The organism is Thiomonas sp. SCN 64-16 (assembly GCF_001725585.1).
In the GTDB taxonomy this organism is placed as follows: domain Bacteria; phylum Pseudomonadota; class Gammaproteobacteria; order Burkholderiales; family Burkholderiaceae_C; genus Thiomonas; species Thiomonas arsenitoxydans.
Genome location: NZ_MEGQ01000001.1, coordinates 72,626 through 99,601, shown reverse-complemented (window position 1 = coordinate 99,601; position 26,976 = coordinate 72,626). Strand labels below are relative to the sequence as shown.

21 protein-coding genes are annotated in these 26,976 nt (G+C 63.4%); 9 read left to right on the top strand and 12 right to left on the bottom strand.

Features of this window, described 5'->3' with window-relative positions; all coding sequences use genetic code 11:
• Positions 1 to 5: 5 nt before the first annotated feature.
• Entirely contained in the window at positions 6 to 1,412 is a 1,407-nt protein-coding gene (locus ABT24_RS00420; RefSeq protein WP_276727761.1) for an FAD-binding oxidoreductase, read from the top strand.
• Between the two features lie 19 nt (positions 1,413 to 1,431).
• A complete protein-coding gene (locus ABT24_RS00415) occupies positions 1,432 to 1,839 on the top strand; it encodes a VOC family protein (RefSeq protein WP_276727764.1) in 408 nt (135 codons plus the stop codon).
• A gap of 8 nt (positions 1,840 to 1,847) precedes the next feature.
• Here ABT24_RS00415 and ABT24_RS00410 read toward each other — a convergent pair whose 3' ends face one another.
• A complete protein-coding gene (locus ABT24_RS00410; RefSeq protein WP_276727767.1) occupies positions 1,848 to 2,414 on the bottom strand; it encodes a Uma2 family endonuclease in 567 nt (188 codons plus the stop codon).
• A 120-nt stretch (positions 2,415 to 2,534) separates the two neighbouring features.
• Here ABT24_RS00410 and ABT24_RS00405 point away from each other — a divergent pair, with 120 nt between their 5' ends.
• Both ABT24_RS00405 and ABT24_RS00400 read left to right on the top strand, forming a co-directional pair.
• The gene (locus tag ABT24_RS00405) at positions 2,535 to 5,651 is read left to right on the top strand and encodes a type ISP restriction/modification enzyme (RefSeq protein ID WP_276727770.1); all 3,117 of its coding nucleotides are present in this window, start codon (positions 2,535 to 2,537) and stop codon (positions 5,649 to 5,651) included.
• A gap of 198 nt (positions 5,652 to 5,849) precedes the next feature.
• Positions 5,850 to 6,986: an NAD(P)/FAD-dependent oxidoreductase gene (locus tag ABT24_RS00400; RefSeq protein WP_276727773.1), complete on the top strand. Its 1,137-nt coding sequence runs from the start codon at positions 5,850 to 5,852 to the stop codon at positions 6,984 to 6,986.
• Positions 6,987 to 7,158: 172 nt separating this feature from the next.
• Here ABT24_RS00400 and ABT24_RS00395 read toward each other — a convergent pair whose 3' ends face one another.
• From ABT24_RS00395 to ABT24_RS00385, 3 genes are read right to left on the bottom strand one after another with little or no spacing between them, the layout of a single operon-like run.
• The gene (locus ABT24_RS00395) at positions 7,159 to 7,956 is read right to left on the bottom strand and encodes a hypothetical protein (protein ID WP_276727777.1); all 798 of its coding nucleotides are present in this window, start codon (positions 7,954 to 7,956) and stop codon (positions 7,159 to 7,161) included.
• Positions 7,949 to 8,611 carry a cytochrome b/b6 domain-containing protein gene (locus ABT24_RS00390; RefSeq protein WP_276727780.1) on the bottom strand — a complete coding sequence of 221 codons (663 nt, stop codon included), beginning with the start codon at positions 8,609 to 8,611 and terminating at the stop codon, positions 7,949 to 7,951. Before ABT24_RS00390 ends, ABT24_RS00395 begins: the two co-directional genes overlap by 8 nt.
• Before the next feature lie 12 nt (positions 8,612 to 8,623).
• Positions 8,624 to 10,438 (bottom strand): tetrathionate reductase family octaheme c-type cytochrome, encoded by a 1,815-nt coding sequence (locus ABT24_RS00385; RefSeq protein WP_276727783.1) that lies wholly within the window; start codon positions 10,436 to 10,438, stop codon positions 8,624 to 8,626.
• Between the two features lie 230 nt (positions 10,439 to 10,668).
• Between ABT24_RS00385 and ABT24_RS00380 the strand changes: the two genes are divergently transcribed.
• Positions 10,669 to 11,496: a TIGR04325 family methyltransferase gene (locus ABT24_RS00380; RefSeq protein WP_276727787.1), complete on the top strand. Its 828-nt coding sequence runs from the start codon at positions 10,669 to 10,671 to the stop codon at positions 11,494 to 11,496.
• 3 nt (positions 11,497 to 11,499) lie between these two features.
• Here the strand turns inward: ABT24_RS00380 and ABT24_RS00375 are convergent, their stop codons facing one another.
• The 8 genes from ABT24_RS00375 to ABT24_RS00340 all read right to left on the bottom strand — a co-directional run bounded on the left by ABT24_RS00375 (position 11,500) and on the right by ABT24_RS00340 (position 21,927).
• On the bottom strand, positions 11,500 to 14,304 hold the full coding sequence (locus tag ABT24_RS00375; protein ID WP_276727790.1) for a putative bifunctional diguanylate cyclase/phosphodiesterase: 2,805 nt from the start codon (positions 14,302 to 14,304) through the stop codon (positions 11,500 to 11,502).
• A gap of 61 nt (positions 14,305 to 14,365) precedes the next feature.
• Positions 14,366 to 14,842, bottom strand: a complete 477-nt coding sequence (locus ABT24_RS00370; RefSeq protein WP_276706296.1) for a type IV pilin protein — start codon at positions 14,840 to 14,842, stop codon at positions 14,366 to 14,368.
• A 138-nt stretch (positions 14,843 to 14,980) separates the two neighbouring features.
• The gene (locus ABT24_RS00365; RefSeq protein ID WP_276727794.1) at positions 14,981 to 18,472 is read right to left on the bottom strand and encodes a pilus assembly protein; all 3,492 of its coding nucleotides are present in this window, start codon (positions 18,470 to 18,472) and stop codon (positions 14,981 to 14,983) included.
• 89 nt (positions 18,473 to 18,561) lie between these two features.
• The gene (locus tag ABT24_RS00360) at positions 18,562 to 19,179 is read right to left on the bottom strand and encodes a hypothetical protein (protein WP_276706292.1); all 618 of its coding nucleotides are present in this window, start codon (positions 19,177 to 19,179) and stop codon (positions 18,562 to 18,564) included.
• On the bottom strand, positions 19,167 to 20,483 hold the full coding sequence (locus ABT24_RS00355; protein WP_276727796.1) for a PilW family protein: 1,317 nt from the start codon (positions 20,481 to 20,483) through the stop codon (positions 19,167 to 19,169). The genes ABT24_RS00360 and ABT24_RS00355 overlap by 13 nt, the downstream gene beginning before the upstream one ends.
• A gap of 1 nt (position 20,484) precedes the next feature.
• Complete coding sequence (locus ABT24_RS00350) at positions 20,485 to 20,991, bottom strand: type IV pilus modification PilV family protein (protein WP_276727799.1); 507 nt, start codon at positions 20,989 to 20,991, stop codon at positions 20,485 to 20,487.
• On the bottom strand, positions 20,988 to 21,470 hold the full coding sequence (locus ABT24_RS00345) for a GspH/FimT family pseudopilin (RefSeq protein ID WP_013104894.1): 483 nt from the start codon (positions 21,468 to 21,470) through the stop codon (positions 20,988 to 20,990). The genes ABT24_RS00350 and ABT24_RS00345 overlap by 4 nt, the downstream gene beginning before the upstream one ends.
• A gap of 1 nt (position 21,471) precedes the next feature.
• Positions 21,472 to 21,927, bottom strand: coding sequence for a type IV pilin protein (locus tag ABT24_RS00340; protein ID WP_156054467.1), 456 nt, complete (start codon positions 21,925 to 21,927; stop codon positions 21,472 to 21,474).
• Positions 21,928 to 22,334: 407 nt separating this feature from the next.
• Here ABT24_RS00340 and ABT24_RS00335 point away from each other — a divergent pair, with 407 nt between their 5' ends.
• The 4 genes from ABT24_RS00335 (at position 22,335) to ABT24_RS00320 (ending at position 26,927) form a co-directional block, all read left to right on the top strand.
• Positions 22,335 to 22,625: a co-chaperone GroES gene (locus tag ABT24_RS00335; RefSeq protein ID WP_013104897.1), complete on the top strand. Its 291-nt coding sequence runs from the start codon at positions 22,335 to 22,337 to the stop codon at positions 22,623 to 22,625.
• 58 nt (positions 22,626 to 22,683) lie between these two features.
• Positions 22,684 to 24,324, top strand: a complete 1,641-nt coding sequence (gene groL, locus ABT24_RS00330) for a chaperonin GroEL (protein ID WP_013104898.1) — start codon at positions 22,684 to 22,686, stop codon at positions 24,322 to 24,324.
• A gap of 136 nt (positions 24,325 to 24,460) precedes the next feature.
• Positions 24,461 to 25,693 carry a zinc ribbon domain-containing protein gene (locus ABT24_RS00325; RefSeq protein WP_276727803.1) on the top strand — a complete coding sequence of 411 codons (1,233 nt, stop codon included), beginning with the start codon at positions 24,461 to 24,463 and terminating at the stop codon, positions 25,691 to 25,693.
• A gap of 55 nt (positions 25,694 to 25,748) precedes the next feature.
• Entirely contained in the window at positions 25,749 to 26,927 is a 1,179-nt protein-coding gene (locus ABT24_RS00320) for a zinc ribbon domain-containing protein (protein ID WP_276727806.1), read from the top strand.
• Positions 26,928 to 26,976 lie beyond the last annotated feature (49 nt).

Genomic DNA, 26,976 nt, shown 5'->3' with positions numbered 1-26,976 from the left:
ATCCCATGAACGCCCCCCTCACCCCGAAAATTCTCACCCGACCCACGCCGCCCGCCCTGCTCGACGCCTTGGCCAGCCGCTTCGGCGCGCAGCTTTCCACCGCACAAGCCGTGCGCGAGCAGCATGGGCGCGATGAATCGCCCTTCGACGTGCCGCCGCCGTCCGCCGTGGTGTTCTGCGAGAGTACGCAAGACGTGGCCGACGCGGTGAAACTGGCCGCCGCGCACGACGTGCCGGTCATCGCCTTTGGCGCGGGTTCTTCGCTCGAAGGTCAGTTGCTCGCGGTGCAGGGCGGCATCAGCCTCGATCTCACGCGCATGAACCGCATCCTCGACGTGGCCGCCGCCGACATGCTCGTCACCGTGCAGGCCGGGGTCACGCGGCTGCAGTTGAACGACGAACTGCGCCACACCGGCCTGTTCTTCCCCATCGACCCCGGCGCCGACGCCACGATAGGCGGCATGGCCGCCACGCGCGCCTCGGGCACCAACGCCGTGCGCTACGGCACCATGCGCGAAAACGTGCTGGCGCTCACCGTGGTACTGGCCGATGGCCGCATCATTCGCACCGGCACCCAGGCGCGCAAAAGCAGCGCGGGCTACGACCTCACCCGTCTCATGGTGGGCAGCGAGGGCACGCTGGGCATCATCACCGAAGTCACCCTGCGCCTGTACCCGCAGCCCGAGGCCGTGGCCGCGGCGGTGTGCTCCTTCCCCGACGTGGCGCACGCGGTGGACTGCACCATCGCCCTCATCCAGGCCGGCATTCCCATCGCCCGCGTGGAACTGATGGACGCGGGCGCGGTGCGCGCGGTCAACGCCCACGACCATCTCGGCCTGCCCGAGCAGCCCCTGTTGCTGATGGAATTCCACGGCTCGCCCGCCGGGGTGCGCGAGCAGGCCGAAACCGTGCAGGCCCTCGCCGCAGACCATGCCGGCTCCGACTTCGCCTGGGCCGACACGCCGGAAGAACGCACCAAGCTGTGGAAGGCGCGGCACCACGCCTACCTCTCCGCGCTGCAAATGAAACCCGGCTGCCGCTGCGTCACCACCGACACCTGCGTGCCCATTTCTCGCCTGGCCGAAAGCATCAACGACACCATCACAGAGGCCGACGCCGCCGGTCTGCCCTACTTCGTCGTTGGCCATGTGGGCGACGGCAACTACCACATCGGCTACCTCATCGACCCCGCCAAACCCGAAGAGCGCGAACTGGCCGAACGTCTCAACGCCCAACTCGTGCGCCGCGCCCTCAAACTCGGCGGCACCTGCAGCGGCGAACACGGCATCGGCCTGCACAAGCAGGGCTTCCTGCGCGAGGAAGCCGGCGACGACGCGCTCGACGTGATGCGCGCCATCAAGCAGGCACTCGATCCGAAAGGCATCCTCAATCCGGGGAAGATTTTTGCGTAAAAGCGGGACCAGTAAGGCCATGTTCACCTACCTCATGCTCGGCAGCAACGACCTGATCCGTGCCGCGGCGTTTTACGACCCGGTGCTGGCCGCGCTTGGGCACGCGCGCTGCGTGACCGAAGACGACGATCCCGCCCATGAAATCGGCTGGGGCTGCTACGCCGACGAGGGGCGGGTGGAACTGGCGCTGTGGCTGTGCAAACCCTTCGACGGCCAGCCCGCCACAGTGGGGAATGGATCCATGATCGCGCTGGCCGCCCGCAGCCGGGCGCAGGTCGATGCCTTTCATGCCGCTGCAATGGCGCATGGCGGTCGCAGCGAGGGCGCGCCGGGTCTGCGCCCGCACTACGGCCCGGATTTCTACGCCGCTTACGTGCGCGACCCCGATGGCAACAAACTTGCCGCCGTCTGTCGTGCAGCGGCGTAGGGGTGCAATCACCCAGCGGGCGTTGGCTCCAGCCCGCTGAACACTTCCGTCAGGGGGATGCGCAGTTGCACGCTGGCGAGTTCCATCTCCGCCAGCCCGGTGAAATCGTGCAGCTCGAACAAGCCGCGTTCATTGCGCCGGAACACCTCCACGCTGCGGCTGTCGGGGTCGATCAGCACATATTCGCGCAACTCGGCGGTGCGCCGGTACATGGCAAACTTCAGGCTGCGCTCAATGCCCTGCGTGCTGTCAGACAACACCTCGACGATCAGCACCGGATGACGAAACACCATCTCGGTGCGCAGGTCGTCGGCATGGCAGGTGACGAACACGTCCGGGTAAAACACCGCCTCATCGGCCACCTGCACCTTCAGGCTTTGGCTGAACACCTGGCAGGGCCGCCCGAGTAGCGCTAATTTCAGGGCGACGGCCAGATTCCCTGACGCCACGCCATGCACCCGGCGCACCCCCACCATGGCGAAGGCTTCGCCGCGATAAAACTCGTGCCGCTCGGGCTGCGCGTTTTCCCAGACGAGGTAATCATCCAGACTCAGTTTCTCCTGCGCCCCAGCCATCTTGCCGTCCTCATTCCGCCCCAGTCATGCTGGCTGGCGCAGTTTATTCCCGCTGTATTTGCTATGTTGCGGCGTCCCGATTGCGCCCGCATACCCGTCCGCCCAGCCCGCCCGCACCCCATGAGCCAGCTCCTCATCCACGACTACCTTGCCCAGCTCGACCTCATCAAAAAGGTCAGCGGCAGCCAGCGCGAGACCATCGTGCGCGAAGCCTTCAAAGACCTGCTCAAGGCCTGGGGGCGGCAGCAGGGGCTGGTGTTCCTGGCCGAATATCCGCTCAAAACCGCGACCAAAACCAATATCAATGTGGACGGCGCCCTGCTGCACGAGCTGCGCATGCCGCTGGGCTACTGGGAGGCGAAAGACGCCGCCGACGACCTCGACGCCGAGGTACAGAAGAAGTTCAAACGCGGCTATCCGCAGGACAACATCCTGTTCACCGACGACAGCACCGCGCTGCTCATCCAGAACCGCCAGGAAGCGATGCGCTGCCCCGTGGCCGACACTGCGGCGCTGGAAAAACTGCTCAAGCTGTTTTTCGGTTTCGAGCGCCCGGAAATCGCCTCTTTCCGCCGCGCGGTCGAGCAGTTCAAGGCCGACCTGCCCGCCGTGCTCGACGCCCTGCGCCACATGATCGACGTAGAGGAGCGCGGCAACCCCGCCTTTCGCGCCGCCGCCGCACGCTTTCTCACCCATGCGCAAGAGGCCATCAACCCGGCGCTGGGCGAGGCCGATGTGCGCGAAATGCTCATCCAGCACATCCTCACCGAGGAAATTTTCGCCAAGGTGTTCGACGACGCCGACTTCCACCGCCAGAACAACGTCGCCCGCGAGCTGTACGCGCTCGAAGCCGCCTTCTTCACCGGCGCGCTCAAACGGCAGACCCTCAAGGGACTGGAGCCGTACTACGCCGCCATCCGCGCCGCCGCCGCGCAGATCGGCAGCCACGGCGAGAAGCAGACGTTTCTCAAGGCCATCTACGAAAACTTCTACAAGGTCTATAACACCAAGGCCGCAGACCGCCTGGGCGTGGTCTATACCCCCGGTGAGATCGTGCGCTTCATGATCGACGGCGCCGACTGGCTGTGCGAGCAGCACTTCGGTCGCAACCTCATCGATCAGGGCGTGGACATCCTCGACCCGGCCACCGGCACCGGTACCTTCATCTGCGAGCTGCTCGAACACTTTCGCGGCCAGCCCGCCAAACTCAAGCACAAATACCAGCACGAGCTGCACGCCAACGAAGTCGCCATCCTGCCCTACTACGTGGCCAACCTCAATATCGAAGCCACTTACGCCGCTATCAGCGGCGAGTACGCCGAGTTTCCCAGCCTGTGCTTTGTCGATACCCTGGACAACGTCGGCCTGCACACGGCGGCCAAAGGCGCCACGGCCGACCTGTTCGGCAGCGTCAGCGAAGAAAACGTCGCCCGCATCAAGCGCCAGAACGCGCGGCGCATCAGCGTCATCATCGGCAACCCGCCGTACAACGCCAACCAGCAAAGCGAAAACGACAACAACAAAAACCGCGAATATCCCGCTATCGACGCCCGCATCAAGCAGACTTACATCGCCCAGAGCACCGCGCAGAAAACCAAGCTCTACGACATGTACGCCCGCTTTTTCCGCTGGGCCAGCGACCGGCTGAACGAAAACGGCGTGCTCGCCTTCGTGACCAACCGCAGCTTCATCGACAGCCGCACCTTCGACGGATTTCGCAAGACGGTGGCGCAGGAGTTCGCCGAGATTTACGTCGTTGACTTGGGCGGCGACGTGCGCGCCAACCCGAAGCTGAGCGGCACCAGACACAATGTGTTCGGCATTCAGACCGGCGTGGCCATCAGCTTCATGGTGAAAAAGCACGCCACCGCCGCGCGCAGCAGGGACGGCATGGCCCGCGTGTTCTATGCCCGCCGCCCCGAGATGGAAACCAAAGAAGAAAAACTCGCCTTTCTCGGCAACACCGCGCTGCGCCATATCGCCTTCGACGAAGCCCGGCCCGACAAGGCCAACAACTGGATCAACCTGACGCACAACGATTTCGACAGCCTCATCCCGCTGGCGAGCAAACAGACCAAGGCGGCGAAAACGGCAGCGCAGGAGCGGGCTGTTTTTAAGGTCTACTCGCTCGGAATTTCTACAAATCGCGATGAATGGTTACTTGCTGAGTCATCGGCCGCTCTGGAGGACAAGGTACGGTATCTCGTTCAGCACTATGAAAATCGACTTGGTAAAGATGAGTTGGACCAAAACGTGAAATGGTCAGAGACACTCCTACGTCGGTCACGAAGCCGTGCATTGGAGCCGTTCTCGCGTAAGCGCATTGTCACCTCCCTTTACCGGCCATTTGTGTCGATGTCGTTTTACCAGTCGCAACTCTTTGTTGACCGCCCCGGACTTGCCGAGCGTCTTTTTCCGGTCGGCCATCGCGCGAACGCAATTTGCTTTATGGCAGGCGACCGGCAGCCGTTCTCCGCCATAGCCGCTGGAGATGTGCCTAACCTCAACATGTTCTCGGCAGACGCAGTGCAGTATGTGACTGAATCTGAATTTGGTGAGGACGGCAACCGCCACGACAACATCACCGACTGGGCCTTGAAGCAGTTCAGCGCGCACTATAAGGCCGCCGAACCCTCACCCCAGCCCTCTGCCGCCAGCGGGAGAGGGAGCAAATCCGGATCGGGCGTGCGCAGAATCACCAAAGAGGCGATCTTTCACTACTGCTACGCCGTGCTGCACGACCCGGTGTACCGCGAGACCTATGCGCAGAATTTGAAGCGCGAATTCCCGCGCATTCCGTTCTACCCGGACTTCTGGCAATGGGCCGCATGGGGCGAGCAACTCATGGCGCTGCACATCGGCTATGAAACTGTGCAGCCCTTCGCCCTGAGCCGCGTCGAGCAGCCAGACGTCAAGGCCCGCGCGGCTGGCCAGGCGCCGAAGGCGCTGCTCAAGTCCGACCCGGCGTCCGGCAGCATTGCGCTGGACAGCGAAACCACCCTGCACGGCATTCCGCCCGAGGCCTGGGCCTACAAACTCGGCAACCGCTGCGCCATCGACTGGGTGCTCGATCAGTACAAGGAAAAAAAGCCCAAAGACCCGACTATCCGCGAGCGCTTCGACACCTACCGCTTTGCCGACTACAAGGAAAAGGTCATCGACCTGCTGATGCGAGTCACCACGGTGAGCGTGCAGACGCAGCACATCGTGCAGGCCATGCGGGAGGCAGCGCGGTAAACGCGGGGCGGCAGGCAGCGGGGCAGGTCAAGCCGGTTTACAAAGCGTTTCAACTGGGTTTGAAGCGCCCGGAAAGACGCTGACAAATCACAATGCCCGGCGCAGCGCAGTGGACTAAGCTGAATGTTTATGGCTTGCGCTTACCGTGTTGCGGCGCGCGAGTCGGTTTCCATCCAGTTTTTTCGAGCAAGGGTTTTCATGTCCTCGCATTTCGTCATTCTCGGCGCGGGCTTTGCCGCCCTCACCGCGGCGCGCACCTTGCGCTCCAAGGCGCCGCAGGCGCGTATCACTCTGGTGGCGCCCAAGGCTGAATTCGTCTATCTGCCCAGCCTGATCTGGGTGCCCACGGGGGTGCGCAAGAGCAGCGATCTGGTCATCGACCTGGCGCCGTTTTTGCACAAGCACCGCATCGACTTTCTCGCCGCCGAAGTGACCGGGCTGCAAGACGGCGGCCGCACGGTGCTGACGACCGGCGGGCCGGTGGAGAACGACGGCCTGATCATCGCCACGGGCGGGCGCTTCATCAAAAAGCTGCCGGGCATCGAACATGCCATCGCGCTGTGCGAGGGCGTGGTGGCGGCGGAAAAAATCCGCGAGCGGCTGCTGGCGATGGACAGCGGGCGCATCGCCTGCGGCTTTGGCGGCAACCCGCAGGAGCCCACTGCCGCGCGCGGCGGGCCGATGTTCGAACTGCTGTTCGGCATCGACACCTGGCTGCGCCGCCAGCGCAAACGCGACAAGGTGGAACTGGTGTTTTTCAACGCCTCGGACAAGCCAGGCCAACGCCTGGGCGAGCGCGCCGTCACCGGGCTGCTGTCGCACATGGCCAAGCGCCGCATCGACACCCATCTGGGCCACAAGCCGCTGCGCATGTCGCCCGAAGGGGTGGAGACCGAGGGCGGCCTGGTCAAGGCCGATCTCATTCTGTTCATGCCCGGCATGACGGGGCCGGGCTGGACGCACAACTCCGAGCTGCCGCGCTCGCCCGGCGGCTTCATTCAGGCGGACGCGCATTGCGCCGTGCCCGGTTTCGAGCGGGTGTTCGTTGCCGGAGACGCCGGCAGCTATCCCGGCCCGGACTGGCTGCCCAAGCAGGCGCACATGGCGGACCTGCAGGCCAAGGCCGCTGCCGAGAATCTGCTGCTGGTGATGCAAGGCCAGCCTGCGCAGCATGTGCCCAAGGCCGAGTTGGTGTGCATCGTCGATACCGTGGACAGCGGCATTCTGGTGTTCCGCGACGAGAATAAAACCATCGTCCTCCCGCCCTCGCGCGCCTTCACCTGGGCCAAGCGCTGGTTCGAGGGCAAATACCTCAAGGATTACCGCGCGGCCTAATTCAGCGCAAACGACCTCACCCCACCCCAACCCTCCCCACGGGTGGGGAGGGAGTTAGAAACGTCTCTCCCACCGCGCCGGAGATGGTTTGCTCCTCCCCCACTGGTGGGGGAGGTTGGGAGGGGGTGCGGGTTTGCGCTGACTCAGTTGGCGCCAAGCCAACAGCGCCAACTCACTGCGTCTTCTGGTCGATCAGCACATTGCCCAGTGCATCCTTGAGCTGCACTTCATCCACCCGCAGCAGCAACCCTTGCGTCTTGGCGTCGCCGCCGAGCACGGTGGCAAAAATAGCCATGTGAAAGTGCTGGTAGTTGGCGATGGCGTCGTCGAGGGTTTTCATCACGGCGGCATCGGCGCAGGCTAAATGGCGAAATGCTTCGGGGTGATCGTAGGTGTAGTGATACGGCGAGTTGTCGAAGTAATACCCGGCGCCGTGGATGAACAGGCGGTTGTCGATAGGGTAGTACTTGCCCTGCGGTACATAGGCGTCGAGCGCGATGTCATCGACGTCGATGCGCAGCTTGGGGTGCGCTTTGTCGAAAGCGATCATGGCGTCGACCTGCTGCTTTTCCCTCGCGCTGGCCTGCACCGGCGCGGGCGGTTCGATCATTTCGGTATTCGGCGTGAGGATGCCGGTGTAGTTCACCGCCTGCTTGGAATACGCATAGACATAGGTCTTGAGCAGCACGGCGTTGTCCAGCTCGACAAACCCGTCGCGCTGCTTGATGGCGTGTACGCCCAGGCTTTGATCGATGCGCACACGCGAGGGCGAGCCGGGCAGATCGGTGAGCGAGGCGCTTTCCAGATTGATTTGCGTCGCCGGGGCCGAGGCGGGCTTGGCCGCAGGTTCGGCAGCCTGCGCGAGGGTATCGAGGCTCAGAACGGCGCTCAGGCTCAGGGCCGAGAGTGCGGCGCCCAGCACGGTCAACTGCAACAGACGGCCGGTGCGGGAGAGTCGGGTATCAGCCATGGTGAGGCTCCGGTTGTGCGGTGCTGGAGGAAGAGGGCGCGGCCGGTTCGTCTTCATCTTCCCAGCCGGTGATCATGGCCTTGATGTAGGCGGTTGGCGGGTGCGCCGTGGTGCCCAGATAGACGTGCAGGATGAAGAACAGCAGCATCATGTAGGCGGCAGCGGTGTGGGTGAGCGCCACCCAGTCGAGCTGCAGCCCCAGGGGCGAGAGCCGAATCCAGCCATAGCTGAAAAACAGCAGCAGCAGGCCGCTGGCCCAGATGAGCGGATTGATCATCAGCTTGAGCCACAGATACGCCAGCCGCTGCAGCGGGTTGTGTTTGCGAAACGGCTCCTTGTGATACGGGTGATGCTCGCCGATGAACATGCCATAGGCGTAATAGCGCGCCACCGTCCACAGGCTTTTCGGGCGCAGGTCGGGGATGTAGTTTTTCCATGCGCCGGTGGTGAAGTGCCAGAAAATGGCGAAAGTCCATAGGGTCATCAGCAGCCAGGCGGCGTATTCGTGGATGAGCAGGGCGTGCTCGAAATTGAAGCCGCCCAGATAGCCGTGAATCTCGAAGCCGGTGAACAGCATGGTGATGATGAGCGCGGCCTGGCTCCAGTGCCAGAAGCGCTCGAAGCGGGTGAACCTGTAAACGCGTTGTGTCGTCATGATGATGTCCTTTCAATGACCGCGGCGACGCAGCCACAGACCGAAGCGGATGAGGCCGTGCAGCAGCACCCCAGCCAAGGCGAGCGCGGCGACGGTCAGGCCGATGCGTTCCAGCCAGGTGTTGTGGTCTTTCGGGCGATGCGGCATGTACACGCCGTCGATGTTTTGCAGCCGGCCGTCGCTGGCGTGGCATTGCATGCAAGAGAGTGCCTGCGTCTTGGGCGCCACCATGTGCTCGATCGGCCAGTACATATCGGTCTTGACAAAGCCGTAGTGCCCTGAATACGGCAGGTGCGCGGCCTTCATGCCAGCCTCGATCGAGGTCTGCCAGTCGTAACTCATGGTGTAGGAGTTTTTGTCGAAACCGAAGGAATGGAACACCGCGAGGATGCCGGTCTGGGTGTCATACGGCTGGTTGTTGCGCATGATCTTGAACGGGAAGATCTTGGACTTGCCGTCGGTCGGGCTGCCCTCGATGGCGTTGAGCTGCACCACGCCGTTGGTGTCTTTGAAGTCCTGCACCTTGTCGCCGACATTCATCCAGCGCTCCACGCCGTTGAACCAGCGGTACTGCGGCACCACGTTTTCCGCCCATTTGAAGCTGCCTTTGACGCCCCAGTAGGTGTTCCAGCCGTGGCTGTCGTTGATGACCAGCGGCGAGCCGTTGGGCGCGAGCTTGCCTGCGGTGGCGTAGTTCCACTCCATCTTGGTGGGCAGACCGCCGCGGGCGAACTCGGGGATGTGGCAGGTTTCGCAGGCGATGTCGCGGGTGTGCATGTTCAGCGTCGCGGCCTGAATCTGGCTGTTGAGGTCGTTGCCCTTGTGCGGCGTCTGTCCGTGGCACGACACGCAACTCGCCGCCTGGGTGTTGTGCGGGTTGCCGCGCATGAACTGCTTGTCGCCGAACATCATGTCGGTGACGTAGCGCGAGCCGCTGACATTGTGGTTCTCGGTCTTATGGCACTCCTGGCAAGAGAAGTTCAGGCCATTGGTCGCCATGTGCACGTCTTCAGCGCGCGCGGGGTTGACCAGCGAGCTGTCCATATCGCCGTGCTTCACGCCGTCGCCGCCGCCGCCGTAGAAGTGGCACTGGCCGCAGGTGTAGCGCGTGGGCGAGCCCACATGCTGCGCAATGTTGGCGAGGTTCTCCGGTTCGACGAAAGGCTTGTCGGTGCCATAGACCTCGCCGCAGCCGGGACGCACCGCGATTTTTTCCATCGCCGGATTGCCGCCGATGAACGGAATCTTGTGATAAGTCTTGGTCTGATCGTGGCACACCAGACAGTCCACATGATCCTGGCTGCGGTGGTCGAACGGCACGAACTTGTTCGGGTCGGTGCTGCCATAGCCCACATGGCATACGGTGCAGAACTGCTCGTTGCTGATCGGGCTGACGCAGAAGTTGTTGTAGACGTGGTTCTTGCCCACCAGCGTCTTGGTCTTGGGGTCGTAGGCCTTCCACGTCCAGTGAATGGTGGACATGACCTGCTTGGCCGCGTCGGTGTGGCAGCTCAGGCAGGCTTTGGTGACCTGCTCGGGCGAGGTGAACGGGCCCTTGAGCTGCGGAAACTGGCTGTGATCCTGCGGCATTTCCTTGCCCACATTGCCCTTCTGCACCGTGGGCACGACACTGGGCACCACATGCCAACTATCCTGCGCCGCATCGGCGGGTTGAACTTTTACCCCGTTCTGTGCCACGAAGGTTGCAGCGTCCTGCGCCCGCGCCAAGGGGCTGAGCGCCAGTAGCCCGGCGGCTAAGAGAACGGCCTGCGCAGATCGCGCCGCGCGTGCGATCCGGCTGCCTGCGGTTTGTCGATGGAAATCCATGGCCCACACTCGTCTCGTTGGAAGAATGGGCGAGATGCTGCACCTGCCGTTGTTTGAAAAGATTGACCGTTCGCAATCGATTTCTGGCGCCGTGCTTCGGTGAAGCCATCTCTTGATCTGGCCACACAAAAGAAAAATAAAGACACCATTAGAGACAACTAATTACATTCAAATCGAGCTTGCGCGCGGCCAGTTTTGCGGTATCGTTTGCCGCTTCGATGGAGACCGCCATGCCCTTGCTTGAACGCACACACGCCGCTCTGGATCGCCTGGCCGACCTGCCGCCGCTGGGACAACTGCGCCGCCAGCGCGCAGAAGCTGCCTTTGCCAGGAACACCGACGCCAACCTGTTTCGCGGCATCTACCCCAGCTTCGACGCGGCGCAGGCCAGCGCGCCGAACACCCGCCCGCTGGGCTACGACAACGCCGATGCGGCGGGCATGTATCTGGAGCGCATCAAGCGCATCTACCCCAGCGACTATCCCGTCATCTTCTGGCTGCAAAAACTGTTTGCACAGGGGCAGAGTTTGGTGTTCGATCTGGGCGGGCATATCGGCATCGGTTACTACGGCTATCAGCGCTACCTCGACTATCCGCCGGGTCTGCGCTGGACGGTGAGCGACGTGCCCGCGGTGATGGCGCGGGGCATGGAGATCGCCCGCGAACGCGACCCCGCGGGGCGGCTGAGCTTCAACGGCGATTTCCGCGTCGCCGAGGGTGTGGACGTGCTGCTGGCGCTGGGCGTGCTGCAGTACCTGCCCGACACGCTGGCGCAGCGCCTGGCCACGCTGGAGCGTCCTCCGCGTCACATCATCCTCAATCTCACGCCGCTGCATGTGCTGGACAACGGCGGGCAGGACTACTTCACCCTGCAGAGCATCGGCACCGCCTTCTGCCCGTACCGCATCGCCGCCTACGCGCCGTTTCTGGAAGGCTTTACCCGCTTGAGCTACCAGATCGTCGACCGCTGGCAAAACCCCGACAAACATTGCCACATCGCCTTCGAGCCCGAGCATTCAGTCGATGTGTATCACGGGTTTTATCTGCGACGGGGGTGAGTGTCAGGCTGCGGGCGCGCCGTGGCGCAAGCCGGGAAGTTGCAGAAACTTCGAGGGCTCGACGGGGCGTGAATACAGATAGCCCTGCAACTCGTGACAGCCCAGTTCGCGCAGCATGCGTGCCTGCGTCTCGGTTTCCACGCCTTCGGCCACGAGGTGCAGATGCGAGGCCTGCGCCAGCGCCACGATGGCGCGTACCGCGGGCAGGGCGCTGGCGTCGGTTTCCAGATCGATGACAAACGATCGGTCGATTTTCATCACGTCGATCGGCAGCTTGCGCAGCGCCGCCATGGATGAATAGCCGGTGCCGAAGTCGTCGAGCGCGAGGGTCACGCCCATGTCGCGCAGTGCGGTGAGCTGGGCGAACAGGGCGTCGTTTTCATCCACCAGCAGGCTTTCGGTAATTTCGAGTTCGAGCGTGGCGGGCGGGACGGCGTGGCGTTCCAACGCGTTTTGCACCTGCCCGACGAGTTCGCCCGATTCAAACTGAACGGCAGAGACGTTCACCGAGACCCGCGCGATGTCGATGCCTTCGCGCCGCCACTGGGCCATTTGCTGGCAGGCGGCGTCCAGCATCCAGCGGCCGATGGGCGCAATCAGCCCATACGACTCGGCTACGGCAATGAATGCATCGGGAAACAGCAGCCCGCGCTGCGGGTGATGCCAGCGGATCAGCGCTTCGGCAGAGGTGATGCGGCCATCGGCAGCGTTGACACGCGGTTGATAGAAAGCGACAAATTCACCGCGCACCAGCGCCTGCCGCAGGTCGGCCAGCAGCTGGGCCAGGGTGCGGGCTTCGGCGTCGAGCGTGGGGTTGAACAGTTGGGCGCGGCCGCGGCCATAGGCCTTGGCGGCGTACAGCGCAATGTCGGCGCAGCGCAGTAGTTCGTTGCGCTCGCAGGCATGCTGCGGGCACAGGGCAATGCCCACGCTGGCGCCCACTTGAACCGGGCCGCCCGCCAGATCGAACGGCTCGCGCAGGGCGCGAATCATGGCGTCCGCCGTGGCCTGCGCCGTGGCCGCGTCGGCCAAGGGCAATACCAGGGTGAACTCATCTCCGCCCTGGCGCGCCACGATGCCGTTGGCTTGCAGGCGGGTGCGCAGCCGCTCGCTGGCCTGGCACAGCAGCGCGTCGCCCGCAGCATGGCCGCGGCTGTCGTTGACATCCTTGAAGTTGTCGAGGTCGATATAGAGCAAGGCCAGCGGGGCGGCGGCCTGGCCGGGCGCCAGCAGGGCGTCGAGCTTTTCGTGCAGGCCGTGGCGGTTGAGCAGGCCGGTGAGGCTGTCGTGCGTGGCTTGATGCACCAGCGCCCGCTCACGGTCTTGCGCGGCCAGACCCACGGCCAGGCGATCACGCACTTCGGCGGCGGGTTGCAACTCGCTCGCGGCGGGCTCAGCGGGCAGGCCGAGGGCGATGAGGGCTTGTACCGCTTCGCCCTGCCGCAGCGGCAGCAGCGCCACCCAGCCGTCCGCAGGGGGCATGAGGCTGCGCAGACAGGGGGCGTCGCGCAAGGCGTTTTCGCCCAGACTGTTGATCTGAAACTGCCGATCGCCTTGCAGCCCTGACCACTGGGCCTGGGCGGCCGCATCGCAGGCCACGTCGCGCACGTCGAACACGGTTTTATTCGTCTTGCCGTCGTGCCACAGCACGGCGCGGCGGAAATTCCGCGGCTCTTTCTGCCAGATCACCGCGGCGCTGGCTTCGGGGTAGAGCCCTTCGAGCTGATCGAGCACACGCCGGGCCAGGCTGTCCACCGAAGCGCCCGACAGAATGTCGCGGTCCATCGCGGCCAGCCCTTCGAGTGCATGAAACTGCGCGCCGATCTTGGCGGCCATGTCGTTGAACGCACCGGCCAGCACGCCGAATTCGTCTTGGCTGTGCACTTGCACGCGCGCGCTGTTGTCGCCGGCGGCCAGGCTGCGTGTGCCCGCGGTGAGTTGTTCCAACGGCACCAGGGTGCGGCGAATTTGCCGCTGCGCGAGCAGGGCGATCAGCAGCAGCGTGGCCGCCGCCACAAGGCCCAGCCACACCGCCAGCGGCCAGCCCAGCCAACTTACGCGGGGCTGCGGCGCTTGTTGAATGAACAGCCAGTCTGGTGCGCCAAACTCGCCGCCGAGAAAGAGCTGAAAGCGAAACACCGAGCCGGCCGCCGCGCCGCGCTGGGCGGCAGGTGCCGTGACGTTGGCAACGGGGTAAAGCAAGGCGCCTTCGGCATTGCGCACGCTCCACACGCCGCCGTCCATCGCATCATGCACCGGGCCCCAGAGGAATTTCGGGTTGAGTTCTGCAATCCACCGGGGCTGCCCGTTTTGCAAGGCGGCCAGGTAGACCCGTGTCGGTTCACCCTTGGCGCGATGCGTGCGCAACAACACTTGCGTCAAACCGGCGCTGGCATCCATGAGGGGTTGAACCGGCGGGATGGCGGGGAAGGCGCGCTGCCAGTTGCGCCACAGATTGGCGGCGTTGGCGGAGGCCCATTCCGGCTTGCCCTGCGGCGTTTGCAGCAGCAGCGCATCAAACGCCCGCCCCAGGCCTGGCAGCTGCGCGTCAGCTTGCGGCGCGGAGGACGGCAAGGCGAGCAGCAGGGTTTTGGCCGTGAGCAAGCGGTCGAACACCTGACGGCTGACCTGCCGGGTCATGCGCTGCTGGCTCTGCATATTGAGCTGCTGCGCCACCTGATTGACCGCTGTGCTCGACAACCAGTCCGACAGCGCCAGCGGCACCAGTGCCGCAACGACGAACAACGCAAACAACTGGCGCCCCAGGCGGCTGCCGGAAAACCCGGTGGACAGGCGCGGCGGACGCATCGCTGCTCAACGACAACGCGGCGTAGCGCCGCAGGGGAAGTAAGCAGCGCAGGCCACGGGCTCAGTAATTGGCGGCCAGACCGATATACGCGCCGTTGTTGGCGCGGATGATGTCATCGAGGCTGACCTTGTTGCTGATCTGCGATTGGGTCTGCCCGTTCGCCCCCATGCTGTAGAGATCGAAGTCGGTGTTGATGGGGTTGAGCGCCTTGTCCTTGCGCGCGCCGCCTTTGCCGTTTTCCTCGATGTTGTAGTAGACATAGGGGTGGCCCCAGGGATCGAGCTTGCCCGCCATGCCGATGTCGGCCAGCGAATTGGGCAACGTGCGGTTGTAAACCCAATAGTTCTGGATGGCCGCAGAGATGGACACCACGTCTTGCTGCGCCTGCGCATTTTCAACCTTGAGCCGGTAGCCGCTGTAAATCGGCAGGGCGATGGCCGTGAGCACGCCCACTAGGGCGATGGCCATCATCAACTCCAGCAGGGTGAAGCCGCGCGAGCGCTTGCTGGGTGTGCAGGAGGAGATGGACAAATTCATGCCCGCTTTGTAGCGCCGCCACGCAGCCCGCAACAGGGGCCGCGCTTCAGCGAATGGCTGGTTTTGTGAAATGCTGCACAAACCGGCGGCGCGCTGTGGAGGAAAACCCACAAGGCGCCGCCGGGCTGCCAATCCCGCTCAATATTGGCGCCAGGCGATGGGCTTGTTCATCACGTTGCCGCCCAGCGTGACCGGAGTTATGGGCGGAGGATTGCCGCTGGCGTCGGGCACATTGGCCGTGGTGTAGGGGTAGAACCCCGCGCCATTGCTACTGACGAAGAGCGAGGGCGACAGCGGAATGCCCGAACCCAGGCTGATCACTCCCGAGGTCACGCTGTTGCCCTTGTAGGTGACGTTGATCTTGGGTGTGCCGCCGCTGACTAAATCGAACAGGTCGTAGTAGCCCACACCTACGCCGCAACTCGTGGCGCTGGGAGGCACATATACGGGTACGACCAGCAGACCGTTGGCCACGGCAGGCGATGCGGAGATCTGCCCGTTCGTCTGCAGGGGCGCCACCACGTTGCTGGATACCGCCTGCAGGCTGCCGCCGCTGGACTGATAGCCGCTGCTGCCGTCGCTGGCCCAAAGAAGCTGCGAGGTTGCGCCCGACAGCGCGAACACGCTGATTTCGGTTTGCGACGCCGCCCACACATAAGGCAGGCCGTTGATTTCGTAGTAGCCCACATAGTTCAGCTTTTGCTGCGGGCTGGTGGTGGCGACCTGCAGTGCGCTGATCACATCGTTGGGGGCCGTGCCGGAAAGGTTCAGACTCCAGACGCCGCCGTTGCTGTCGCCCATCCAAAGCGTGCCACTGCCCGCGTCGTAAGACATCGAACTGCTGGGGACGAAGGGCAGCGGGGCGGAAAGCACCGTGCCGCTGGCGGGCTGCCCGGTGGCGACGTTGATCTCATACAGCGTGCTGGTCGTGGTTTTGGTGCTGCCGCTGCCGCTGGTGGTGTTCACCACGAACACCGCGTACTGCATGCCGTCCACCGTGATCACCAGAGGGGCCTGTTGCTGCGGCGAAGTGCCGCCCGGCACGTTGATTGCCCAGGCCACAGACTGCGGTGATGGGGGCGTAGTGACCGTGCTGTCATTGTTGCTGCTGAGCTTGAGCGCGTAGTGATAACCGCCGCTCTGAGCGGTGCCGACCACATAGCTGGCCCAATCGCTGGCTTGCGCGTTGGTCGCGGTGTCGACCGCGTCGGTCAGGGTATAGCCGCCGTCGAAGTTTTGCGCAGTCTGGAACTGGGCGTAGTTTTGCAACTGCGAAAGGAAAGGTCGGGGCATCCAGCCCCACACCAGATTGCCGGTGGTGGCGTCTGCGGCATACAGGAAGCCATCATTGCTGGTAAACAGCACCAGCTTTTCGCGGCCCTTATTGTTCACGGCGAATTGCACATAGCCCGGCAGGGTGGTGAATGCCGCCGTTCCGGGGGCGCCTAGATAGCTGGTCTGGTCATTCGGGCTCATGCTGCCCAGCATCCAGTTGAGCTGCCGACCTGCCAGATACGAACAACCGCTCACGCCACTCGGAAAGCCCAGACTGCCGTATTGCGGCTGGGCGTCGTCGCCCGCGTTATTGAAAGATGGGTCGACGGTATAGGCCACTTCGGTGGCGATGTTGGGCACGCAGGTGGTCGCACTCAGTGCGAAGGCGCTGGGGTCGTAAACCGCATTGGTGCTGGTGCCCATGTCCGCGAGGTTTTCCACCAGCCCCGATCCGGGTGGCGGGTTGCTCAAGGTTGACACGGCCGTGGAGTACATCGCGGTCTTGCGCATGGTTGCGGACATGTGCGTGTCATCGCCAGCGTCCCACTTGGCCGGACCGCTGGCCGTTCCCACCGGGGTAGCCACGGTGGACTGTGCGGTGGCTACGGTGGCGTAGGCCTTCACATGGCCGGCAATGGCTCCAGGCACGTAGTTGCTAGTGGCGCTGTAGACCAATGTGCCACCCTGCACACTGCTCGGCGCAATGGGCGCACTGATCGCAACACTCTGGAAAATCTGCGCGGCAATACTATTGATCGCTGCGTTGAAAGCAGGAATGTTGTTGGCCGGAAATTCCTGCCCCGTGCCACCCGCGATCGCCATCGCATTGAGCGCTGCGTAAGCCGCTGGATTCGCGTTGGCGTCCACACCCGCGCCAAGGCCGACGACATAGGTCTTGATGCCCTTTTTGTTCAGCGCCTGAATGGCGGTGATGGTGTCGATCAGCGCCTGGTCATTGGTATTGGCCGCATCTAATGCGCCCTGGGTCTGTCCGCTGGGCAAATTGTTGCTGTCGTCGTTGATGCCGTAGTTGGAATTGCCCGCAATCCCGTAGAACGCTGCATTGACCCCATAACCCTGTCCCGCAGCGCTGCCCAGCGGCGGCCAGTTATTGCCGTTCAAGTCCATCGTCGGCAGACCATCCGTTACCAAAATGACGTACTGACCTGCACAAGAAGCGGTGAGGTTGCTCAACACATTGCCCGCGCCCTGCACCAGCCCCGCCGTCGGCGACTGATAGGCCAGCGCCTTGATCTCGCTGGACGATGAATTGTTGGTCTCTGGCTTTAACGCTGTGGTGAAGGGCGTCAGTGCCGTGTTGACTGCAGATGTGCCGGGATTGGAGCCCAGATTGGTCATGGAAACGACCTGGTTGCCGCTGGTCGCGTTGAGGCTTTGCACGTAGTAGCCGAAACCGCGCTCGGCGTACATGACCTGATCCGTGTACGGCACGTATCCGGCATTGGTGGGCCCTGTGACCTTGTTCGCTGAGGGTGCGGACTTGTTATATCCGACACTGACGACACCGTCGTTGTAATTGCCGAGATTGAAATAGGTGTAGGGTGTATTCGTGGAAGTGATTGGCCCAAGATAAGTGGAATAGTTGTAGGCCGCATATGCACCGCCGTAGTCAACAAATAGGCCGGGTTGTCCTGACGAGTAGAGGACGTCATTGATGTTTGGGTCGTCGCTAGACGCTCCGATCTGCATGTACAGATTGCTTGAAAGCGTGCTGGCAGCCGTGCTCGCACTACTGCCATACAAACCCGAATTCGCAATGCTGCTGCAATAACTCTTGACCGAAGACGAGGCGCTGCCGTATTGATAACAGGGATTGTTGACCCAGCGCGTGGGTGCGGGGGAAGCATTCGGATTGGCAGCGACAAAACTCTGGTAAGCCGCGTAGCTGGTGAAGCCATGTGTCGGCAGACTATTGGCGAAGGTGAAACCGCCGCTCGGTGACATGTAATACACCCAAGTGGTGTAAAGGCTCGTCCCCGAGGTTGAATAGTCTTCCAGCGCAAAGTCCATGCTCGGGAGATACTGGCTGAGCACCGAGGATAGACCGGCCTTGGCCACATTCAGTCGGCTCGCGCCGTTGTCCACCAGGGTGCCGTTGTTGTTGTAGGTATAAGGCGCCGAGGCGGTCTGGCTCGGGGTCATCGGCGGTGTGAAGCCGGAGGGCACTGAGTAGTTGACCGGCGAACTGCTTTTGTACAGGCTGGTCAGGCCGCTGGAGAGATTGCCCGATCCGGTCATGATGGCGCCGCTGAGGTCGCCGTCCATCGACTGCGAGTTGCCGATGGCGATGACCACTTGCGGGCGGGGCTGGGTCTGGGAGATTGAGGTTGCCAAACCGGCGTGGGCGGGCACTGCCGCCCACGGAGCAAGCACTAGGGCGCTACTCGTAAGTAGCGCGATGAATCGACGGGGCGTTGATGCGTTCATATCGTGCACAGTTTGATGACGGATTGGGTATTGATGGCTGTGCTCCCGCTTGCCTCGGCAATATGCAGGAATACGGCGTAGTAACTCGCGGTGTAGCCCGTGGTGCCGCAGGAGTAGGCGTTGGTCGGCAGGTTGGTGGGCCAGACGCTGACCAGCACCCGGTAGGGCTGGCCGCTGGCGTCGTTGATAGGCGGCGGCGGCGGATTAAGCACCGAAACCACGCTCGATAGTGGGGCGCATTGCTTGTCGGCGCTGCAGATGGTCCAAAAATTGGCGTAAGGGCCGGTGGCTCCGGGCACGGCACCGGCTGGCGTAGTTGACGAGGCCGTCGGCGTATAGAACCAGGGCTGCCCGCTGGCGGCGATGTCGAGCACCTGATTACCCGATCCCTGCACGGTGGCAATCAACGCCTGCTGCACCTGCCGCAGTGCCATGTCACCGGCTTGCACGTCTTTCTGCCGCTGCACGGTGTTGCCGGTCATCACCCCCTGGAGCAGTGTTCCGCGCATGGTGAACAACACACCGAATAGCAGCACCACCAAGGTGATGAGAGTGAGCAGCAGCACGTAGCCGCCCTCGTCACGACGCGTTAGGTTAGGGGTCAGTGCGGCCATAGCTGGTTCCGAACGGCAAATTCGGATTCGATGACGGAAAAATGGTTGTGGCTGTAATCAGGCAGGCCGCCAGTGCCTGTGGGTACGGTGTAGGGGGTGAACTGTGCCGGGCCCAGACTGGGGCTGGGTAGGGCGATCGTTGCAGGCGCGGTGTATCCGGGGTCATTCTGTAGCGATTTGGTCACCAGTGCGAACAGCACGCTGCGCACATTTGCCGTGTACTTCCCGCTCACGACGGCGGGCCATGTGAGGTAGTTGGTCACGCTGCCGGAGTTGCTTTCATCCACCCCGAACAGCGCCTGCAGGCTGACCACGCCTGCCGCTACCGGCACTGGCGGGCTCACAAGCATGTCGGTCTGGGCATTGAGCACGGCACGCACCAAGACTGGATAGGAGCCGCCGCCCGCATTCGCATATTGGCCGATGTAATAGACCACGGTCTGCACGTTGCTGCTGGTTTGCGGCCCCAGATCGGTGAGGCGCGATTGCACGAAATTCGGATTGGTCAGACTGCCGCCTGGCTGCAGCGCCCCGGCAGCGATCAGCTGATTGTTGAAGGGTGCGTACCCGGTGCTGGGAAACAGACTGCTGCTACTGCTACTGATGTAGGTGGATGAGGGTGAAGTGCTGGGCCCGATAGCGGCGATTGGAACCCGGAAACACACCAGTTTCCCGTTGAGCGGCATGCGCAGCAGGGCGGCATCGCCCACACTCAGTCCGGCGGTGGAAGCCAGGGGCAGTTCACTGCTTTTGAGCGCACCTTGGCCGTTGGCGGCTTGGGTGGTGGAGTTCTGCACGACGTAAGCGGTGGGGTTGCCGTTGCCTGGCGTCTGCAGCGCGCTGGTGGCGCCGGTAAAGAACAGCATGTCGGTGAATTGCTGCTTGGTGCCATAGGCCGAGGGGTCGGGTGTGATGCTGGGATAGTTGGTACTGCCTGCTGGGGTGCTGGTGGGCAGGGTCAGCGGCTGCGACGCAGCAGAGACCGGGTACTGGGCAAACGGCTGGCTGCCGCCAATGCCGCTGTCGTAGGCCAGCAGCACGCTGCAGCGCGACTGAGCGCCGCCGAGCATGAACCCGGCATTGGACAGATCGCGACTGATGAGATCGAGCGCGGCGCGGGTCTGGGTATCGCGCTGCATCACATCGCTCATTTCCACGTTCTGCTTGGTGAGGGACGACTGCACCAGCAGCACGGCGATGGCGAAGATCAGCCCGATGACCAGGGCCACCATCAGCTCGATGAGACTCAGGCCGTGCTGGCGGTGGGCGGCGGATAAGGAAGGAGAGGTGGAGAGGTGTCGCATGTCAGAAGCCCACCTGGTACTGATACGTCTGGCTGCGCGCGCCGCCACCGCCCTTGCCTGCGGCCCAGGCAATGGTCAACGTCACGCCGCATAGCGGGGCATTGGGGTTACTCACGTCGCAGGGGTTACCGTCGGCGCCCGCCCCGGTGGTGATGGTGACTTTGGCGCCTGGAAGCATCATGGATGGAGTGCTGAAGATATTGGCCAGCCAGGGCTGCAACGCGGCGGGGGCGCTGGCCGATGCGCTGGTGTAGCTTTGCGTGACGCCCGCGCCGAGCTGCGGTACGACTTGCGGGCTGGCTTGCAGAATGGCCCAGAACTGGTTGCCGAAAGCCGCAGTGTCCAGCGCTTCCTGGTTGGCGGTCTGCGCCGGAACGGCCAGGCTATAGAGCGATGCGATCGACAGCATCCCCAGGCCGAAAATGACGATGGCAACCAGCACACTGATGAGCGACATGCCGGCCTGATTTGCGGCTGCGCGAGCGGGAGGAGGGGGCTGGAGCGTCATGATGCGGTGTTGGCGTTGAGAATCACACTGCCGGAGGCGAGTACCTGCAGCGTCCAGGTCTGGCCTTGCGCAGCGGTCACGGTGATGGTGGGCGCGGTGTTGATGAAGCCTTGGCTATCGAAAGTGAGCGTCTGCGTGTTGCCGCCGGTGATGCTGCAGGTAATGCCCGGATAGCTGGCGGCGATTTGGCTTGGCGACATTGAGTGCTCTGCAATCACCGTTCCGCCCACACTGGTGCTCCAGGTACAGGTGTTGTTTGCCCCAAGGGTGATGGTGACCGGCTGCTGCGTGGTCACCGCCTGATTGCGCGCCCAGGCCACGTCTTGGGGAAACTTATTGACCAGCACCGAGGTTTTGCCGGAATCGACCATGCTCACCAGATTGGGCACGACCATCAGGCCGAGCAGGGCGGCGATGGCGATGGTCACCATCATTTCGATGAGGGTGAAGCCCGTCTGACGTGACTTGATGAGGGACATGTCAGGTGTTTCCGGATTGATCGCGCGCCCAGCCGTTTGATGTGGTTCCAGCAGGCAAAGGCGGGGAACTGGTTCCGGGTGGCATGACCCAGCCTGAGGCGGGCACGCTGGTGGTGTATTTATTGCCGTCCTGGTCGATGGCGTAGCTGGGTGCGACGAGGCCGCCCGTCGGCGTGGCGGTGAGGGTGAAAGTCGTCGCCGTCAGGGTGGGGCAACTGAACTGGTAATCCTTTCCGGCGGGCGGTGTCGCGCAGATGGGAGCGCCAACATAGGTGCGGTTGTCCTGGTAGTACTGCTGCAGGGCCACGCTCATGCTGGAGAGGTTCGAGAACGCCTCGGTCAGCTTGCTGCGAGTAACGTAGCTGGTGTAGGCCGGAATGGCGATGGCCGACAGAATGGCGACGACCGCCACGACGATCATCAGTTCAATCAGGGTGAAACCGCGGTTGCGCTGCATGGATGAACTCTCCTTGCGCGCATTGTGGAATTGCTTTGCACAAACTGCCGCAGCGAGCCGACGAACGGTGTGAATCTGGCGACGAACGGTCGATTCTTTCCAACATTTACCTTACGTACATTTGGTGACACGGTTGGCTGGGCACTGAGGCGGCGGGCGACCTCTCGGCGGACTTCTTGGCGATCACCTCCGCTTGCAGGGTTTGTGCGCTGGCTCTTGAAACCCGAAAGTCCGTCCCTATAATTAGCACTCGTTGAAGGTGAGTGCTAACAACGGCTTCATCGCACTGTCATGTACGCGCCTTCAAAATGAGTTTCTGGCCGTCAGTTCCGGGCATCGTCCGGGAGGCGGTTTGTCATTGGGCTCCGAGCAGGCGCCCGGTTTTCCACAAACTTCAGGAGATTTGCATGAAATTGCGCCCTCTGCATGACCGTGTCGTGGTCAAGCGTATCGAACAAGAAACCACTACCGCCTCGGGCATCGTGATCCCGGGCAGCGCGGCGGAAAAGCCCGATCAAGGCGAAGTGCTGGCCGTGGGGCCGGGCAAGCATGACGACCAGGGCAAGCTGGTGGCCATGGCAGTGAAGGTGGGCGACCGCGTGCTGTTCGGCAAGTACGCCGGTCAGACCGTCAAGGTCGACGGCGACGAACTGATGGTGATGCGCGAAGACGACCTGATGGCCGTCATCGAGAAGTAATTCACGTCATTCGCGTGATCTGATTCCTGCTTCAACTGCAAATTTACGGAGAATTTCAATGGCTGCAAAAGACGTGATTTTTGGTGCGGACGCCCGCGCCCGCATGGTGGAAGGCGTGAACATTCTCGCCAACGCTGTCAAGACGACCCTGGGCCCCAAGGGCCGCAATGTGGTGCTCGAGCGCTCGTTCGGCGCCCCCACCGTGACCAAGGACGGTGTGTCCGTGGCCAAGGAAATCGAGCTGAAGGACAAGTTGCAGAACATGGGCGCGCAGATGGTCAAGGAAGTCGCTTCCAAGACCTCCGACAACGCCGGTGACGGCACCACCACCGCCACCGTGCTGGCCCAGGCCATCGTGCGCGAAGGCATGAAGTATGTGGCCGCCGGCATGAACCCGATGGACCTCAAGCGCGGCATCGACAAAGCGGTCACCGCGCTGGTCGAAGAGTTGAAGAAGGCCTCCAAGCCTTGCTCCAACACCAAGGAAATCGCGCAGGTCGGCTCCATCTCGGCCAACAGCGACGCGAATGTCGGCCAGATCATCGCTGAGGCGATGGACAAGGTGGGCAAGGAAGGCGTGATCACCGTCGAAGACGGCAAGAGCCTGGAAAACGAACTCGACATCGTCGAAGGCATGCAGTTCGACCGTGGCTATCTGTCGCCCTACTTCATCAACAACCAGGACAAACAGGTTGCCGTGCTCGACAACCCGTTCGTGCTGCTGCATGACAAGAAAATCTCCAACATCCGCGACCTGCTGCCCGCGCTGGAGCAAGTGGCCAAGTCCAGCCGTCCGCTGCTGATCATCGCTGAAGACGTGGACGGCGAAGCGCTGGCTACCCTGGTGGTCAACAGCATCCGCGGCATCCTCAAGACCGTGGCCGTCAAGGCACCGGGCTTCGGTGACCGTCGCAAGGCCATGCTGGAAGACATCGCCATCCTGACCGGCGGCAAGGTCATCGCCGAAGAAGTCGGCCTGACGCTGGAGAAGGTCACGCTGGCCGATCTGGGCCAGGCCAAACGCATCGAGGTGGGCAAGGAAAACACCATCGTCATCGACGGCGCTGGTGTGGCCGCGGACATCGAAGCGCGCGTCAAGCAGATCCGCATCCAGATCGAAGAAGCCACCTCTGATTACGACCGCGAAAAGCTGCAAGAGCGCGTGGCCAAGCTGGCTGGCGGCGTGGCCGTCATCAAGGTCGGCGCCGCCACCGAGATGGAAATGAAAGAGAAGAAGGCTCGTGTCGAAGACGCCCTGCACGCTACCCGCGCTGCGGTGGAAGAAGGCATTGTGGCTGGCGGCGGCGTGGCGCTGCTGCGTGCCCGTCAGGCCGCAGGCGAGATCAAGGGTGACAACCACGATCAGGAAGCTGGCATCAAGATCGTGCTGCGTGCCATTGAACAGCCGCTGCGCGAAATCGTTGCCAACGCCGGTGGCGAGCCCAGCGTGGTGATCAACAAGGTGCTTGAAGGCAAGGGCAATTTTGGCTTCAACGCCGCCAATGACACCTACGGCGATATGCTGGATATGGGCATTCTCGACCCGACCAAGGTCACCCGCACCGCGCTGCAGAACGCCGCCTCCGTGGCGGCCCTGATGCTGACCACCGAGTGCATGGTGGCCGAGGCGCCGAAGGACGAGAGCGCACCCGCCATGCCCGGCGGCGGCATGGGCGGCATGGGCGACATGGGCATGTAATTCCAGGTCCCGTTCAGCAGCCTGCTGCAACGCAAGCCCGCCATCCGTAAGGATGGCGGGCTTTTTTGTCATGAAAAACGCATGAAGCTGTCAACGCTCTCGCTAAGATCGTTGCCATTTCGATCTGGGGGCCAACATGCCACGTTTTTGTACCCAATGCGGCACGCAGAACCAAGAAAACGCCAAGTTTTGCCGACAGTGCGGCGCGTTGTTGCCGACTCAGGTCAAGCCGATGCAGCCCCCAGAGGCCGCTGCTCCCCATCCTCAGAATGAGGCGAGCCAGCAAGCCGAGCAGGCGGCACAACTTCAGGCGGCGCAACTTCAGGTGCAGCGCGATGCACAGGCATTGAGAGACGAAGAGGCGCGCCGGGCTGAAGAGGCGAGACGGGCCGAAGCCGAGGCCGAGCAGTCCCGGCGGCAAGCCGAGCGACAGGCGCAGGAGGCCGCTGATCGGCAAGCGCAGGCCCAGGCGCAACTGCAGCGCGCGAAACAGCAGCAGGCGGAGAAAGAAGCCGCCGCGGCTGCGGCTGCGCGAGAAGCCGAACAGACCGCGCAGCGTGAGCGCACGCAGCGCGAGGCCGAGCGCCTTGCCGCCACGGCCCGGTTGGAAGCGGAAATACGCGAGCGTGCACAGGCGGCCCGCGCCGCGCCGCCGCCCCGCAGTGCCTCGCCCGATCAATCGCCTCGATCCGGGCGCGGCCAAGGCGCCCAGCAGCCGGTGAAGGGCAGCAACGCGTTTCTCATCGGCGGTATCGCCACGGGCGTGATTGCGCTGCTGCTCATAGGCGGGGGAGGGCTGTGGTGGTCGATGCAACCTCCGCAGCAAGACAAGACGGGCGCTTCCGTAGGTGCGAGCGAGGCGGCGTTTGCGGCGTCGGCCCCGGCTCAGCCAACGGCGGCGAGTGCATCCCGCACCGCTGCGGCCGCGCCTGCCCCAGCGTCGCAGGCCGTGCCGACCACACCGACGGCGGCGTCGGCGCCGCCTGCGGTCGCACCCAAGCCTGAGCCTGTCGTGCGCAAGCCCAGCACGGCCACGCCTGCTCCGGCGGTGCCGCAGCGTCAGGCCCAGCCGGAGACCTTTGCGCCCGTTGCTGCGCCTGCGCGCCCTGCGGCGCCAGCGCCTCAGCCGACGCAGGCCCGCGCGTCCGTCGCAGAGCCCGTGCCTCACGCCGCACCACCCAAGCCGACGGGACGGGTCGAAGCCCTGCGCGCCGCGCTAGCAGCCTGTCAGACCAAGGGCAACTTTTTCACCCAGCAACTCTGCATTCAGGAAACGCGCTGGAAGTATTGCGGCGCGCCGCTGTCGCCCGATCCGCTGTGGGGCAAGATTCCCGAATGCCCAAATTCGTCGGAACAAAACAATCCGTAAGAGCGTGTACCGGGTTTGACCCGACCAAACTTCACCACCGTCCAGGGAGGACATCATGACCGTGAAAACCACCAACAACCTCGGCGTGCTGCTGCGCAGCTACGAGGCGCTGCACAACTGGCGCGCGCTGGCCATGCTGGCGGGCAGCTTCGTGCTCGGCGGGCTGGCCATCAGCGGCGGCGCGGCGGCGGGCATGAGCTCGGGCAGCGCCGCAGTATCGATGCTGATGGGGCTGCTGGGCGCGATCATCATCATCGTGGGCATGAATGCCAGCGGGCTGATGCTGGTCGATCAGGCGTATGACCAGCCGATCCGCGGTTTCGCCCCGGCGTTTCTGGGCGGGGTGCAGGCGGCGCTCTATGTCATCGGGCTGCTGATTCTGCTTGGCCTGGGGTTTGGCGTGATTCTGCTGGCGGCTTATCTGCTGTCGCTGTTCGGCCGCATTCCGGGCATTGGCGGGTTTCTCGGCTTTCTCCTCGGCGGGCCTTTGGTCGTGGTGGTGGCGCTGGCTTACGCCGTGCTGCTGCTCGCCGGGCCGCTGATGATTGCGGCGGTCTGGCATGGCGAGGGCTTCATCGCCAGCCTGTCGCGCGCCGTGGGCATCGTCACCCAGCGGCCGCTGGAAGTGTTCATGCACTTTCTGGTACTGGGGCTGCTGGTGTTCCCGGCTGTGGCGTTCATTTTTGCCGTGGTGTTCGTGGGCAGCATGTTCGTCGGCGGATTTTTTGCCGCGGGCAGTTTCGGCGGCATGGGCATGGGGGGCTTCGGCGGTATGGGCGGTATGGGGGGCTTCGGTGGCTTCGGTGGCATGCGCGGCATGGAAGGTGTGGCGCTGGGCGGCGCGGGCATGGGCGGCGCGGGCCTGTCGATCGGCCTGGTGTGGTTTCTCGCCTGGTCGGTGGTGAGCCTGATCTATGTGCTGGGCATGATCTTCGTGTACCGGGCGGTGAGTGAAGGCGTGGAGTCGGCTGGGTCTGAGCAGATTGGGCAGAAGCTGGCCCAGTTCAAACAGAAGCTCGACGACTACAAGCCACGCCCCGCACCTGTCGCGCCGCCGCCCCCGGCTCCGTCGGTTCCTCCGCCACCCGCAGCTCCTCCGGCCGAACCTTCTGCACCGTCACCGGAGCCGACTTCCACCGCCCAGTCGGCCGACACCACACATTGCCCCGCCTGCGGCGCCGCCGTGCAACCCGATGATGTGTTCTGCGGTAGCTGCGGTCATCGGCTCAAGTAAACGAAGCCGGAAAGCCGGAAAATCGCCTGCCAACATCCACCCAATCCAT